Annotated in this window: 14 protein-coding genes; 10 read left to right on the top strand and 4 right to left on the bottom strand. The window is 39.3% G+C overall.

What is annotated here, in order from left to right; genetic code table 11:
* The first annotated feature begins 113 nt into the window (after positions 1-113).
* From ACZYT3_RS05090 to ACZYT3_RS05080, 3 genes are read left to right on the top strand one after another with little or no spacing between them, the layout of a single operon-like run.
* Positions 114-2003, top strand: coding sequence for an oxidoreductase (locus ACZYT3_RS05090; protein WP_464087912.1), 1890 nt, complete (start codon positions 114-116; stop codon positions 2001-2003).
* Positions 2004-2015: 12 nt separating this feature from the next.
* A complete protein-coding gene (locus ACZYT3_RS05085; protein ID WP_464087911.1) occupies positions 2016-3395 on the top strand; it encodes a PTS transporter subunit EIIC in 1380 nt (459 codons plus the stop codon).
* 11 nt (positions 3396-3406) lie between these two features.
* On the top strand, positions 3407-3847 hold the full coding sequence (locus tag ACZYT3_RS05080; protein ID WP_464087910.1) for a PTS sugar transporter subunit IIA: 441 nt from the start codon (positions 3407-3409) through the stop codon (positions 3845-3847).
* A gap of 33 nt (positions 3848-3880) precedes the next feature.
* On the opposite strand, the gene ACZYT3_RS05075 is transcribed toward ACZYT3_RS05080, so the two are convergent.
* Positions 3881-4444 carry an HAD family hydrolase gene (locus tag ACZYT3_RS05075; protein WP_464087909.1) on the bottom strand — a complete coding sequence of 188 codons (564 nt, stop codon included), beginning with the start codon at positions 4442-4444 and terminating at the stop codon, positions 3881-3883.
* A 174-nt stretch (positions 4445-4618) separates the two neighbouring features.
* On the opposite strand from ACZYT3_RS05075, the gene ACZYT3_RS05070 reads away from it, so the two are divergent.
* Genes ACZYT3_RS05070 through ACZYT3_RS05060 form a run of 3 tightly spaced genes read left to right on the top strand, consistent with a single transcriptional unit; the run spans position 4619 to position 6793 of the window.
* A complete protein-coding gene (locus ACZYT3_RS05070) occupies positions 4619-4888 on the top strand; it encodes an ACT domain-containing protein (protein ID WP_294561649.1) in 270 nt (89 codons plus the stop codon).
* A gap of 7 nt (positions 4889-4895) precedes the next feature.
* Positions 4896-6254, top strand: coding sequence for a DUF711 family protein (locus tag ACZYT3_RS05065; RefSeq protein ID WP_464087908.1), 1359 nt, complete (start codon positions 4896-4898; stop codon positions 6252-6254).
* The gene (locus ACZYT3_RS05060; protein WP_464087907.1) at positions 6254-6793 is read left to right on the top strand and encodes a peptidylprolyl isomerase; all 540 of its coding nucleotides are present in this window, start codon (positions 6254-6256) and stop codon (positions 6791-6793) included. Before ACZYT3_RS05065 ends, ACZYT3_RS05060 begins: the two co-directional genes overlap by 1 nt.
* Positions 6794-6820: 27 nt before the next feature.
* Here ACZYT3_RS05060 and ACZYT3_RS05055 read toward each other — a convergent pair whose 3' ends face one another.
* The 3 genes from ACZYT3_RS05055 to ACZYT3_RS05045 form a co-directional block, all read right to left on the bottom strand.
* Positions 6821-7573, bottom strand: coding sequence for a class I SAM-dependent methyltransferase (locus tag ACZYT3_RS05055; RefSeq protein ID WP_464087906.1), 753 nt, complete (start codon positions 7571-7573; stop codon positions 6821-6823).
* 140 nt (positions 7574-7713) lie between these two features.
* Positions 7714-8400: a class I SAM-dependent methyltransferase gene (locus ACZYT3_RS05050; protein WP_464087905.1), complete on the bottom strand. Its 687-nt coding sequence runs from the start codon at positions 8398-8400 to the stop codon at positions 7714-7716.
* Entirely contained in the window at positions 8400-8630 is a 231-nt protein-coding gene (locus tag ACZYT3_RS05045) for a hypothetical protein (protein ID WP_464087904.1), read from the bottom strand. The genes ACZYT3_RS05050 and ACZYT3_RS05045 overlap by 1 nt, the downstream gene beginning before the upstream one ends.
* A 72-nt stretch (positions 8631-8702) precedes the next feature.
* On the opposite strand from ACZYT3_RS05045, the gene ACZYT3_RS05040 reads away from it, so the two are divergent.
* From ACZYT3_RS05040 to ACZYT3_RS05025, 4 genes are read left to right on the top strand one after another with little or no spacing between them, the layout of a single operon-like run.
* Positions 8703-9590: a peptidase U32 family protein gene (locus tag ACZYT3_RS05040; protein WP_294561643.1), complete on the top strand. Its 888-nt coding sequence runs from the start codon at positions 8703-8705 to the stop codon at positions 9588-9590.
* Positions 9587-10807, top strand: a complete 1221-nt coding sequence (locus ACZYT3_RS05035; protein WP_464087903.1) for a peptidase U32 family protein — start codon at positions 9587-9589, stop codon at positions 10805-10807. Before ACZYT3_RS05040 ends, ACZYT3_RS05035 begins: the two co-directional genes overlap by 4 nt.
* Before the next feature lie 10 nt (positions 10808-10817).
* A complete protein-coding gene (locus ACZYT3_RS05030; protein ID WP_464087902.1) occupies positions 10818-12503 on the top strand; it encodes a proline--tRNA ligase in 1686 nt (561 codons plus the stop codon).
* Between the two features lie 9 nt (positions 12504-12512).
* Positions 12513-14207 (top strand): phosphoenolpyruvate carboxykinase (ATP), encoded by a 1695-nt coding sequence (locus tag ACZYT3_RS05025; protein WP_294561640.1) that lies wholly within the window; start codon positions 12513-12515, stop codon positions 14205-14207.
* Positions 14208-14238: the final 31 nt, after the last annotated feature.

Genomic DNA, 14238 nt, shown 5'->3' with positions numbered 1-14238 from the left:
TTTTATGATAGATTTTGATGATATCTAAAGGGCCCAAGCGATATCATTTAACAAATGGAGGTGAAAAAATAGAATTTGAAAGAATGTGGAAAAATATGGAAAGGAGAGATTAAATGTATAAGCATCCATTATATCCAATGTTATTCAGTCCTATCAAAATAAATAAAATGGTATTAAGAAATAGGGTAATTCTTGCCCCTGTCATGAATTATAAAGAAAAGGCTACAGCCGGATATGCTATGCAAATAAGAGGGACAAGTGGAAGCCTAAATAGTAAAAAATGTCGAATTGTTCCCGGTAAATATATTTTCGAAGATGAAGCATCAATTGCTAAAATAACAAAAGATTTGATGATGATTCATCGAAATGGTCAAAAAGCATCTTTAGAACTTGCTCATTATGGAATGTATTCATATGTTGAGATAAATGATTTTGCCATCGGTCCTGTTTCATATCGTAGAGATGATGGGGTAGAGGTGAGAGCTTTAGATATTGCTGGAATGGAAGAAATTGTCGGGCAGTATCAGGAAGCGGCTATAAAAGGTAAGCGGTTAGGTTTTGATATGCTTTTCATACATATGGCTCACGGATGGCTACCTTCACAGTTTTTATCGTCAAAAATTAATACAAGAAACGATGAGTTTGGTGGTCACATTGAAAATCGTATGAAATTTCCATTAATGATTCTTAAAGGAGTCAGAGAAGTGGTTGGAAAAGATTTTCCTATAGACATGAGTATTTCATGGGAAGATGTACCTGATGGCGGCATTAATCTCGAAGATACGATTACCTTTTTAAAAAAGGCATCAGAATATGTTGATATGGTAACGGTGAAAAGAGGTTTATATAACGAGGGGACAAGTGGCTATATTGTATATACATATCAGCCTCATATGATTAATTTGGATGCATGCAAAATCATAAAAGAGAATCTTGATATTCCTGTGTCACTCAATGGAGCCGTTATGACACCGGAAGAAGCTGAATTTGCGTTAGCCAATGGATATGCTGATATGGTTACAATCGGACGGGCAACAAATGCGGATCCATTGTGGTTGAAAAAAGCTTTTGAGTGTCGAAGTGAAGATATAGTTCCTTGTTTAAGATGTGAGTCTGGCTGTAAACGCTGTCGTGTCAATTTAAAATGTGATGGTGATGATCAAAGTCTTGTAAAAGAACCGCTACCTATAGCAGATAACAAAAAAAAGATAGTAATTGTTGGTGGTGGTCCTGCTGGTATGAAAGCGGCTGTTACGGCACGTCAAAGAGGTCATGAAGTTGTATTATTTGAAAAAGAAAAAGTTTTAGGAGGACAATGTGTCTGTGCAGATTATGATGAACATAAGATCGATTTAAAAGCCTATAAGAATTATTTGATTAAGCAGGTTGAAAAAACGAATGTAGATGTTCGTTTAAATACACTTGCTAATCCGTTAACAGTTTTAAATGAGAGTCCTGACGTATTGATCTTAGCAATGGGAGCAAGTCCTATTAAGCCTAATATCAAAGGTTGGAATAATAAACATGTTACTCAAGCAGTAGATAGTTTTAAAAAATTAGATAAATTTGGTCATAGAGTCAGTATTATTGGCGGTGGACAAACAGCCTGTGAATTAGCTTATACATTAGCAGAAAGAGGAAAAGATGTAACCTTGATTGAAATGGGTTCTAAACTTTGTGCAAATACGAAAGTTGTTGATTTAGGAGGTACACCAGTACCGCAAATTGTTATGCTGATTCGAAATCATCCAAATATAAAAATTTTATTGAATACGACATGCAAGGAAATTGGTGAGAATGAAATAGTTGTTAATCATTTCGATAAGGAAAGTAATCTTTCATATGATGATGTTATTTTAGCAGTGGGATTTAAAAGTAATGATGAGCATTTGGAAGATTATTATGGTATCGCACCTTTTACTACAGTAATAGGCGATTTAAATCGTATTGGTACTATTAGAGAAACTGTAGAAGATGGATATTTTAGTGTTGTATATTTATAAGGAGATAGTAAAATGGAAGAAAAATTAACTCATGCACAGCTTGCAAAGCTGATTTTAAAAAATGTCGGTGGTTCTGAAAACATCATTTCTTATATGAGCTGTATGACACGCTTGCGTATTGAAGTCAATGATAAATCATTGGTAAATATAGAGGAAATTAAAGGTCTTGATAAAGTAAAGGGTATAACGATGTCCGGTAATATTTGTCAGATCATCTTATTTTCTGAATTAGATAAAACTTATCGTGAATTTGATAAATTGTTTCATGATATTCCTGAGAATACTGCTGTAGATAGTAAACCAAAATCAAAACGAAGTCCATTGGATCTCATTTTAAATTTTGTTTCCAGTGTTTTTACACCAATCATACCTGCTTTGATTGCTAGTGGACTTATAAAAGCAATTGTCACTTTATTAGCAAGTGCTAATTTGATTGATACGACTGGAACGACTTATCAGTTGTTGAATGTCGTTGGCGATACCTGTTTGTATTATTATCCTGTTTATATAGCTTTTAGTGGCGCAAAATATCTTGGGTGTAATCAGTATTTAACAGCTTTAATGGCTTTTATTATGATTAATCCATCATATACGGAAATGATTACAGGAGTAACAGAAGCAGGGAAAAGTTATTATTCTCTTTTCGGTTTGCCTATTCGAGCTGTCACTTATACTTCTACGATTTTTCCGATGATTGCTGCAATTTTCGGCGTTTGGATCGTTGAAAAAATTATTTATAAATATATGCCGGATAGTTTGAAAACCTCAATTGCACCAACATTAACAATTCTATTATCTTTACCGGTATGTCTAGGTATATTAGCACCATTAGGATCTTTCCTAAATGATGGCTTTGGTATCGTATTTACATGGATATACACTAATATTCCAGTTGTGGCAGGCTTACTTTTAGGAGCTACTGGTTCTTTCCTTGTTATGTTTGGTTGTCATATGATCCCTGTTGTTTTCGCTATGACAAATTTTGCAAATTTAGGATATGATGTTATCTATCCGATTCTTTCAATCAACAGTGTTATGGTTGGCTTTATTGCATTGGCAATTGCATTTAAATCCACAGATAAGAAAGAAAAATCGTATGGGATAACTGTTAGTTTTGTTTCAGCAGTTTTAGGTATAACTGAACCTGCTTTATATGGTATTATCATGAATCATAAGAAGGGATTATTATCTTTAGTAATTGTTGGTGGTTTATATGGAGCAATAAGTATGGTTCTAGGAACACAAACAACAGCTCTTGTAAGTCCTGTTTTAGGTTTTCCAGCATATATGGGTAAAGTATTGCCATTTATTATTACTATGCTAGTTGCAGCAGCTGGTGGTTTTCTCATTCCGGTTTTACTAGGTACCGGTGATAAGGATAAAATCAAATAGCTGAGGAATTTATGAATGTATATGCACCTGTAATAGGAAAAGTTGTTCAGATAGAAAATATTAGAGATCCTGTATTTTCTGAAAAAATGATTGGGGATGGTTTGGCAATTTTACCTGCTGACAAGAAAATATGTTCGCCGATTGATGGTATCATTGAATCAATATTTCCGACAAATCATGCTTTTATTATAAAAGGAGTTACAGATATTCAGATTTTGGTACATATAGGATTGGACACCGTTGAATTGAATGGCTTACCCTTTAAAAGAATGAACGGAATTGGTAAAACAGTCAAGGCTGGGGAATGCATCATTGAAGCAGATTATGAGATGATACTAGCGAAAGGTTTTGATCCTAGTGTTATTGTGGTAGTTCCTGATAAAAAAATAATCAATAAAACCAAAACATCTGAAATAGTTTTGATATCCCAAATATTATTTACAGTAGAATAAATATTTAGCACCAAGGATCTGATCCTTGGTGCTTTATTTTGACTGGTTCTTTTTTTCAATGATGTCAATGACTTCTGTCAACTGATCGATCTGGGTATCGGCATATGATTGATCGATATGGAAATAGTTTTCTTTTTTAGCGATCGTATAGATACCGGCATCTTTTGCGGCAGCAATGCCATGAACAGAATCTTCGATCACGACTGCTTCTTCGCAAGACAGGTGCAGGTCCTCAAGGACTTTGGTATAAAATAGTGGATTTGGTTTAGCGACCCCTAAGCTTTCATTGGAATAGACACGATAGAAGTATTTATCGATTTCCATCTCTTTAAGTGCTGCTTCAAGACGTTCATGTTTGGAATTTGAGGTAATGGCGCAGATAAGATGTTTCCTGGTACAGTATTCCAAAAGATCGGTGAGTTCCGGAAACATCAGCTTTTTATAATCGGTAATGGAGTGTCCGACACCTGAATAATATTCATTGATGTATTTTTCAGGATCTTTGACCTTAAATTCACGAGGAAACATGACTCGGAAGCTTTCGCCGATTCTTTTTAAAAGAAATTCACGGGTTACCGGGAATCCCATTTCATTCATCTTTTTTAATTTATCTCTTGAAAAATTGAGGTTCAGTGTCACAGATGACACCATCAAAGTCAAATAAGACTGCTTTTATCATAAAATCACCGTTTTTATTTTACAATAATTCTGACAGAAAGGATAGAAAAATAAGTAAAAAATGTGTATGATATATACCGAGGTGAAAAAAATATGAAAGCTGTTATCAGTGTTTTGGGCAAGGATAACCGAGGCATCTTAGCGAAGGTATCGGGTGAATGTGCCAAGGTAAATGCCAATATTCTTGAAGTGAGTCAGAATATCATGCAGGATATGTTTGTCATGATCATGATGATTGATATTCGCAAGATTAATGTGGACTTTAAGGATTTTGTTGACCATATGAGTCAATTTGGAGAGGAAAATCAGTTGAAGATTCATGTGATGCATGAGGATATCTTCAATTCGATGCATAAGATATAGGTGAGTTATGTTGAATGCAAGTGAAATATTAGAAACGATCAAGATGATCGATGAAGAGGATCTGGATGTCCGTACGATTACGATGGGTATTTCATTGATTGATTGTGCGGATAGCGATATCGATCGTTCATGTGAAAAGATTTATCAGAAAATTACACGATTGGCGAAGGATCTTGTCGCTGTTGGCTGTGATATTGAGAAGGAATATGGAATTCCTATCATCAACAAGCGTATCTCTGTGACGCCGATTGCGATTCTGGCAGGTGTCAGTGGGGGCGATCCGGTAAAGTATGCCTTAACGCTTGAAAAGTGTGCCAATGAACTAGAGGTAAACTTTATTGGCGGTTATAGTGCTTTGGTTCAAAAGGGCTTTAGTGCAGGTGATTTAGAATTGATCGATTCGATTCCCAGAGCGTTGGCGATGACGGATCATGTTTGTTCCTCGGTGAATATCGGAAGCACGAAGGCCGGTATCAATATGGATGCGGTCAAGCTGATGGGTGAAAAGATCGTGGAAGCCGCTGAAATGACAAAGGAAAAAGATTGTATCGGGGCTGCGAAGCTGGTTGTCTTCTGTAATGCTCCAGAGGATAATCCGTTCATGGCAGGAGCCTTTCATGGTGTAGGTGAAGGAGATTGCGTCATCAATGTAGGTGTCAGCGGACCGGGTGTGGTGCGCAGTGCGTTGGCCAAGGCACCGAAAGATCTGCCGATGAATGAAATTGCCGATATCGTCAAGAAAACAGCTTTTAAGATCACGCGTATGGGTCAATTGGTGGGCAGTGAAGCAAGTCGCCGCCTGCATGTACCGTTTGGCATCGTTGACTTGTCATTGGCACCAACACCGGCTGTGGGGGATTCGGTTGCATATATCTTAGAGGAAATGGGTCTTTCCAGCTGTGGTGTACATGGTACGACGGCTTGTTTGGCGATGCTGAATGATGCCGTTAAAAAAGGCGGTGTGATGGCCAGCAGCAGTGTAGGTGGTTTATCAGGTGCTTTTATTCCGGTCAGTGAAGATGCCGGTATGATCAAGGCTGCCCGCAGTGGTGCTTTAACGCTTGAAAAACTGGAAGCAATGACAGCAGTATGCAGCGTAGGATTGGATATGATCGTTGTTCCGGGGGATACACCAGCTTCTACGATCAGCGGTATCATTGCAGATGAAGCTGCCATCGGTATGGTGAATTCCAAGACAACAGCAGTACGTCTGATTCCGGCCATTGGCAAGGCTGCCGGTGAAGAACTTGAATTTGGAGGTCTTTTAGGAAGCGGGCCGATCATGAAGGTCAATGAAGGCAGTTGTCAGGTCATGATTGATCGCGGAGGCAAGATTCCTGCACCGATGCAGAGCTTGAAAAACTAATGAATCCGGTAATGACTATCGTGATGAATAATCATCAGGAAATTAAAATTGAACTGTTTTATGAACATGCTCCGAATTCGATCAGTGGTCTGATGGAGGCAATCGAACATCATGCTTTTGATAAGATGCCCATTGAACGTGTGGTGCCCGGCTTTGTACTTCAGCCATGGTGTGATGAAACAACGAAAGGTGAATTTTATCAATATGTCTGTGATGGTGAATTTCACGATGAAAGACACAAATTTGATGCCTATTGTGTAGGACTGGCGGGAGATGGTGATAAGATATCGGTTCCCAGCTGTTTCTTTATCACCCTTTCTGATCATGTAGCGCATTTGAATCAGAAGTTTGCGATGATTGGTAAAGTGATCAGTGGTTTTGAAGAAATTCGACGTATCGAACATTCACAGCTTATCGATGTACCTTGTGAGGAAGAAAATGTGGTCATCAAACGTCCTAAAGATGATGAAATCATCGAGACGGTCAAAATTGAATATCACGATTGTCAACCTCAACCTGTAAAGAAATATCTGGCATAATAAAAGTGAACCTTCTTTGATGAGGGTTCACTTTTTAATACAGCGTGTTGCGATAAAGGTAGGAATATGATGATCGTGCAGATTGCCTTCACCGTTGGTGTCTTCATAGAGATCACATAATTGAAAACCGGCTTGAAGCTGTCCGCCGATCTGTTCTTCAAGCGTATGTGAGAATTGAAGGCCCCAGTCATTTTTTAGGGTGTCATCATAGAGCTTTTTATCTTTTAAAGGATTGAAAGGCAGGGCATAGGCAATCGTTTTTTCTTCATCATCAAAAATATAGTTGATACCGATGTCATAGCCTCCAAGAAAACTGCCACCCTTTTTTAAGACTCGATAGCATTCCTTGAAAATAGGTCGTACATTTTCAACATAACAGTTCGATACAGGATGGAAAATAAGATCAAAAGTTTCATCTTCGAAGGGAAATTTCTCAGTCATATCTTTACATAAGATATCAATCATATAACCTTCTCTTTGGGCAACAAATCTTTCGCTTTCACATTGCTTCTTGGAATAATCCAAAACGGTGCAGTGGGCCCCAAGTGCCTGAAAGATTGGCATCTGCTGGCCGCCCCCGCTTGCCAGTCCTAATACTTTTTTACCTTTCAGATGGCCAAACCACTCATGAGGTACAAATCTTGTAGGTGTTAATAATACATTCCATTCGCCATGTAAAGCTTTTTGATAGGTTTCATGGCTGATAGGCTTGCCCCATTCCCAGCCATCTTCACACCATTTATCGATCGTTTTTGAATTGATTTCGGTATATTTTTTCATATAAAAATCCTTTATAGAACATTATAATATTATTTGTTCTGTTTTACTATAAGAAGACTTGCATATAATTATTGAAATCTATATTTGGTCTTTGATTTAAGAATAAATATGAAAAAAATCCTTTTGATCAAGGATTTTTACTATAATTTCTCAAATTCCATCATAATAAATAAAGGTATTTCAGAGGATTGTTTCGTATTATCATAAATACGAGGTTCTTCCATGTGATTAAGTCGGAAATGATGGTCGCTCAAAAGATTGAGGTATGTGGAAAGAGGACGATGATAATGTTTGGTCTTGCCCCAGAATTCATTATCATAGTTAATTTCTGATAAATAGTTTTCCATTACCTTTGCTGATTTATATCCATTTTCATCACAGAGCCATTCACCATCATAAAAGGCCGGATGAGTGATGGAAAGATATAAAAGCCCCTTGTCTTTTGTGATACGTTGAACTTCTTGTATGACAGAAGTAATATTTTTGACATCCATAAGGACCTGATTACAGAAAACCAGATCAAAGCTGTTATCCGGATAGGGAAGCGGCTGCTCAATATCATATACATCAAATTGAAGAGAAGGATATTTTTCTTTCGCAAGCTTGATCATCGATGAGGAACCGTCAACCCCGATCACATCGGCATGAATGCTACTGAAGTAGTGGGTATACCATCCATAACCACAGCCAAGATCTAAAACTTTTTTATTTTTTAGATCACTGAAGCGCTTCATGACGATTTCTCGGTTCTTTTTGGCGTGATTGCTTGATTCCTGACTGTCAAGGTAGCTATTTGCTGCCTGATCCCATTGCTGGATCGTACTCATTATTGCCTGCTGGCTAAGTAGTATGCCAACTCCTCCGCATATTCGCCGTCAAATTCAAAACGATGTCCGCAGGCTTTACAGGCAAAAAAATAATCGTCATCGGTACAGTGGATGAGTGCCTTACGGCCACAGTAGGGGCAACATTCATTTTCTTCGATTTGTTTACATTCGGCTAGATATTCGTCTTCATATTTAAATTTCATGATACCACCTCTAACAATATTGTACACAAAATTTAGGAAACCTTCTATACAATTTTGCCTAAAAACAGTATAATAATACAATCGGAAGGAGCGAGTAGAATGAAATTGATCAGCGACTGTCTTGAAATCAATCATCTTGATCGTTATGCTGCATGTGGGATCGACCGGATCATCGTTTCATTGCCCCATGTATCGGCAAGGCCCGCAAGGGTGTACAGGATGGAAGATTTGAAAGAAATAGTAAAGCAGGCCCATGATTTAGGATTAGAAGTGGGTGTCAATATGTTGAATTTTGTCATGGAAGACGATCTTGGTCGATTTCAGGATGCGTTGCTTTTTTGTAAAGATAACAAGATCGATCGTATTTATTTTGCGGATATGGGTGTCTATTGGATGGCCAAAGAAATGAAGATGGAAGATATGTTGATCTATCAGCCGACGACCTTGATTGCCAGCAGCCAGGATGCCAATGAATATCTTCGCTTGGGGATCGATCGTGTGGTATTGGCAAGAGAAATCACGCTTGATGATATGAAACATATTTTGAGCCGCTGCCAGGGCTGTGAAGTCAGCGTGTTTGGCTATAATGTAATGATGCATTCCAGGCGTAAGCTTTTATCGAGTTATTTTGAGTTTTGCGGTTTAGAGGATCGCAGTGCTTCTAAGGATCTTTATCTGATGGAAGAAACGCGTGATGAGAAAATGCCGATCTTTCAGGATGAAACTGGCACATTTATTTTAAGCGGAACCGTTTTTTGTATGTTTTCTAAGCTTAAGGAATTGGAAAACTGTGATTTCAGAATTGAGGGAATTCATTTGGATGAAGAGATGATCTTTCAGGCCGCCCATGATATTCATCACATCCTTTCGGGTGAGATCGATGGTGAAGCTTGTTATCAGCATTATCGGCAGGCCTATCCTGAATATGCTTTCAGTGAAGGGTTTATGTATAAAAAGACAACTCTTGTCAAGGAGGCGGGGCAATGAAAAAGATTGAATTGCTTGCTCCGGCAGGAGATCTTGAACGATTGAAGATTGCCGTGCTGTATGGTGCAGATGCGGTATATATTGGCGGAAAGCAGTTCTCCTTGCGTTCTCGTGCTTCTAATTTTGATTTAGAGGCCATTGAAGAGGGCGTCAGGTTTGCGAAGGCACATGGTGCGCATGTGCATGTGACGGTCAATATCATTCCTCATGAAGATGATTTAGAGGAGTTGGAACAATATTTAATGGCCTTGGAAAGGATCGGTGTCCATGCCATCATCTGTGCTTCTTTGAGCGTGGTACGCTGCGCTAAGAGGGTTGCGAAGAAGCTGGAGGTCCATATCAGTACCCAGCATTCAACGACCAATTCCAAAGCTGTTGATTTTTGGAAAAGTGAGCAGGCCGATCGTGTCGTATTGGCAAGAGAGTGCAGTCTTGATCAGATCAAAAGCGTAGCAAAGCATGCCTCACTGCCACTTGAAGTATTTATTCATGGCGGTATGTGTATTTCTTATTCCGGACGTTGTACGCTTTCCAATCATATGACCACACGTGATGCCAATCGTGGCGGATGTGCCCAAAGCTGCCGATGGAAATATCGGTTGTTGGAAAAAGATCAGTTCATTCATGATGAAAAGCATTTATTTTCCATGAGCAGCAAGGATCTGATGGCGGCTTCTTATATTCCGGATCTGATCGATGCGAATATTGCTTCTTTAAAGATTGAAGGACGCATGAAATCGCCTTATTATCTGGCAACGGTCGTTCGTGCCTATCGCATGTTGATCGATGCCGTTTATGAACAGAGTTTGGATGATGAGAAAATGAAGATGATTCTGGATGAGCTTTCAAGAAGTGAAAACCGGCCGACGGCCAACGGTTTCTATGAAGGCTTGCCAAAGGCATCTGACCAGCTGTATGGTGTCAATGGAGCGGGTGTGACCCAAGAATATATCGCTTTGATCCTGGAATATGATAAAACAACGCATATGGCTTTGATTCAGGTAAAGAATCATTTTGAGATGAAGATACCTGTTGAGGTCTTCGGACCGGATTATACACGCCTTATGATCTTAAATCCCTGCTTTGATGAAAATGGAATTGAAGTGGATGTAGCGAATAAGCCGATGCAGCTATTGAAAACAAGAATTGATTTTGAAGTGAAAGAAAATGATATGATCCGTAAGATCGTTGATAAATCGGATCGACACATATATTAAGGAGAAGGATATGAAATTAAGTGAAAGCTTCTTTTATACATTAAGAGAAAATGCGAAAGATGAAGAAAGTGTAAGTGGAAATCTTCTGGTGAGAGCCGGAATGATCAAGAAAACAAGTAATGGTATTTATATGATCATGCCAATGGGCAAGCTTGTTTTAAATAAGATTGAAAATATCATCCGTGAGGAAATGAATGCGACAGGTGCCCAGGAGCTTTTGATGCCGACGCTGATCATGGAAGAGGTTTATGAAAAAAGCGGTCGCCGTGAGAATTTCGGCAGCAATATGTTTTCTTTGAAAGACCGCTATCAGAAAAATTATGTCTTAGGTCCTACCCATGAAGAGCTTTTTACCGTTGCGGCAAGCATGGATGGTTCTTCTTATAAGGATTTCCCATATAATTTATATCAGATTCAGACAAAGTTTCGTGATGAAACACGTCCGCGTTACGGACTCATACGTGTGCGCGAATTTATCATGAAGGATGCTTATTCTTTTGATACCGATTTAGATGGCTTGGAAGTTTCTTACCAGAAAATGTTTGAGGCTTATAAGCGTATCTTTGATCGCATGGATCTTACTTATAAGATCGTTAATGCCGATCTGGGCGTGATGGGAGGTCTTTTAAGTGAAGAATTCCAGGCGACCTGTGATATCGGTGAAGATGTGATCGTACAGTGCGATTCCTGTGATTTTTCAAGTAATCTGGAGGTTGCACCGATAGTCGTTTCAGAAAGCGTATCTGATGAAGAAGAGGGTGTGATGGAAGAGGTATCGACCCCGAATGCGAAGACGATCGATGAAGTTGCGGCATTTATGAATACAGATGCCAACCGCTTTGTGAAGACGCTTCTTTATAAGGTTTCTGATGAGTTTGTGGCATTCTTGTTGAAGGGAAACCGTGAACTGAATGAAACAAAGGCCTTGAAGCTGCTGCATGCGAGTGAAATGGAAATGGCGTCTTTTGAGGATGTGAAAATGCTGACTCATGCCGCTGTGGGCTTTGCCGGTCCTGTCGGCTTGGAAAACGTAAAGATCGTCATGGATCAGGAAGTGACCAAAATGAAAAATTTCATCTGTGGGGCCAATAAGACGGATACGCATTTAAAAAATGTGAATTTGAAGGATTTCAAGGCAGATCTTATCGGTGATATCTCTGTGATCACAGAAAACGATGTCTGTCCGTGCTGCGGAAAGAAGCTGTCTTTTACGAAGGGAATCGAAATTGGCAATACTTTTAAGCTTGGCGATAAGTATTCAAAAACCATGGGCTTGAATTATCTTGATGCGAACAATCAGCTGCATCCGGTACAGATGGGCTGTTACGGCATCGGGCTGGGCAGATGCCTGGCAGCTGTCGTTGAGCAGCACAACGATGAAAATGGTATCATCTGGCCTGAAAGCATTGCTCCTTTTGAAATTGGTATCGTGCTTGTCAGCAATAAGGATGAGGCCCAGAAAGAGTTGTCGCTTGAGCTTTATGACAAGCTTCAGAAGATGGGTTATGATGTTTTGCTGGATGACCGGGATGAGCGTGCCGGTGTCAAATTCAAGGATATGGATCTGATTGGTCTGCCTTATCGCATTACGATCGGACGCAGGGCAGGTGAAAGGATTGTTGAGTGTACGACACGTGCAACTTCTTTGAAAGAGGAAATGAGCGTTGAGGAATTATTGGAACGATTCAAGAAATAGGAGGTTTACATGAAAGAATCAATTTACATGAATGAACAGGTGGCTATTCTGAATTTCAGTGCTTCTTATGTAAGAAGTACGGCTGAGCTTTTAAATTCACCGGAATTTCGCAATATAACGGAGATTTTCATTGAAAGCTTAAAGGAAACGAACAGAGATCTGTATAACTGGATCTTGAATGGCAAGACCGTTCGGGAAGCGAAGGTTGAAATTACAAGATGCTTTCGTCTGATGAGTGTTTTTGAGTGTAATGAAATTGACAACTATTATTTGAATGATAAAGATCAGCTGCTTGAATTTATTGAGGAATTTTATGATTTTTGGAAGCATCATCAGCGTTTTTCCATCACATATATCGGAAACGGACAAACGTCAACAGCTGTAAACTATATTACGAATGATTCTAATTTTAACCGTCTGATACGGGATACCTATCGTCATATCGAAGAAAAGGTCCAGGGCAGAAAAAATAAGATCTATCGTCAATTGCAGTCCGGAACAAATGCTGCTGCGGCAGTAAGGATCCCGCATACACGTCTTCCGGAGGAATATGAGTGCTTAAAGCGGATACCGATGATCGACAGCATCATGTTAAGAACACCATTGATGCTGACGACAAGAAGCAACAAGCGTGAAGGGATGTTTACGGAAAGAGCCGACAATCCGATCGCTGTTTTTAAGGGAACACCGAAAGAATGGTTCTGTATGCCGATCAAGATCGGACGTCTTTTATGCTTTGTTTATTTCCATCGTGATTTTATGTGCAGCGGTGTTTCGCTTGCGAATCTGTTTGAAATTGCGACAGCTGAAGAATGTACGCATAAACCGGATTGTATCGTGCTGTTTGGTAATCAGGACGGTTTGAATGAAACGACCTTCCATCATGATGAAAAGAATGATATCTGGATCGGTTCGGTTTCATATTCACAGAAGATCGAATATTTCGGATATATCAAGAAGATGAGTCTGACGCTTCATAATCTGGCGATGATGCAAAGAGGCTGGCTGCCGATCCATGGTGCTTTTGTTAATGTTACGCTGCGTGACGGCAAGAAAAAAGGAATCATGCTGATGGGAGATTCCGGAGCAGGAAAGAGCGAATCGATCGAAGCGCTGCGTTCATTAGGTGATGAAGTCATCAGCAACATCGAAGTAGTATTTGACGATATGGGTACGATCCACATTGAAGATGGCATTCCTTATGGTCAGGGAACAGAGATCGGTGCGTTTATCCGCTTGGATGATTTGGATAAAGGTACCCCTTATCGTGATATGGATCGTTCGGTATTCTTAAATCCGGACAGCTCAAATGCCCGTGTCATCACACCGGCTGCAAGCTATGATATCGTAGCACATAATCATAAGATTGATTTATTTGCTTATGCCAACAACTATGACAAGGAGCTGGGACTGCGCCGTATTGATGATCCAGAGGAAATTAAAAAGATCTGTATTCAGGGACAGCGTATGGCCTTAGGTACGACACAAGAAGTCGGTCTGTCAAGAACGTATTTCGCAAACCCATTCGGTCCGATGCAGAAACAGGAAATCTGTCAGCCATTGATCGATGAAGTATTTGAATGCTTATATAAAAATAATATTTTCGTAGGTGAGATTTTTACGCATTTAGGATTCTCAAAGGAAGATCGCAGTGGCATTCAGGAAGGTGCAAAACAGCTGTTAGAATTTATTCAGAAATCCTGATTTAAAAAAATCAGGATTTTTCTTAAATAAT

This window comes from Traorella sp. mt218 (assembly GCF_055420025.1).
This window is presented reverse-complemented; position numbering and strand designations above follow the sequence as displayed.

What these genes read in the sequence shown, in the direction of transcription:
- ACZYT3_RS05090 (WP_464087912.1), top strand. Translation starts at nt 114, where the DNA reads ATGTATAAGCATCCATTATATCCAATGTTATTCAGTCCTATCAAAATA.
- ACZYT3_RS05085 (WP_464087911.1), top strand. Translation starts at nt 2,016, where the DNA reads ATGGAAGAAAAATTAACTCATGCACAGCTTGCAAAGCTGATTTTAAAA.
- ACZYT3_RS05080 (WP_464087910.1), top strand. Translation starts at nt 3,407, where the DNA reads ATGAATGTATATGCACCTGTAATAGGAAAAGTTGTTCAGATAGAAAAT.
- ACZYT3_RS05075 (WP_464087909.1), bottom strand. Translation starts at nt 4,444, where the DNA reads ATGAATGAAATGGGATTCCCGGTAACCCGTGAATTTCTTTTAAAAAGA.
- ACZYT3_RS05070 (WP_294561649.1), top strand. Translation starts at nt 4,619, where the DNA reads ATGAAAGCTGTTATCAGTGTTTTGGGCAAGGATAACCGAGGCATCTTA.
- ACZYT3_RS05065 (WP_464087908.1), top strand. Translation starts at nt 4,896, where the DNA reads ATGTTGAATGCAAGTGAAATATTAGAAACGATCAAGATGATCGATGAA.
- ACZYT3_RS05060 (WP_464087907.1), top strand. Translation starts at nt 6,254, where the DNA reads ATGAATCCGGTAATGACTATCGTGATGAATAATCATCAGGAAATTAAA.
- ACZYT3_RS05055 (WP_464087906.1), bottom strand. Translation starts at nt 7,573, where the DNA reads ATGAAAAAATATACCGAAATCAATTCAAAAACGATCGATAAATGGTGT.
- ACZYT3_RS05050 (WP_464087905.1), bottom strand. Translation starts at nt 8,400, where the DNA reads ATGAGTACGATCCAGCAATGGGATCAGGCAGCAAATAGCTACCTTGAC.
- ACZYT3_RS05040 (WP_294561643.1), top strand. Translation starts at nt 8,703, where the DNA reads ATGAAATTGATCAGCGACTGTCTTGAAATCAATCATCTTGATCGTTAT.
- ACZYT3_RS05035 (WP_464087903.1), top strand. Translation starts at nt 9,587, where the DNA reads ATGAAAAAGATTGAATTGCTTGCTCCGGCAGGAGATCTTGAACGATTG.
- ACZYT3_RS05030 (WP_464087902.1), top strand. Translation starts at nt 10,818, where the DNA reads ATGAAATTAAGTGAAAGCTTCTTTTATACATTAAGAGAAAATGCGAAA.
- ACZYT3_RS05025 (WP_294561640.1), top strand. Translation starts at nt 12,513, where the DNA reads ATGAAAGAATCAATTTACATGAATGAACAGGTGGCTATTCTGAATTTC.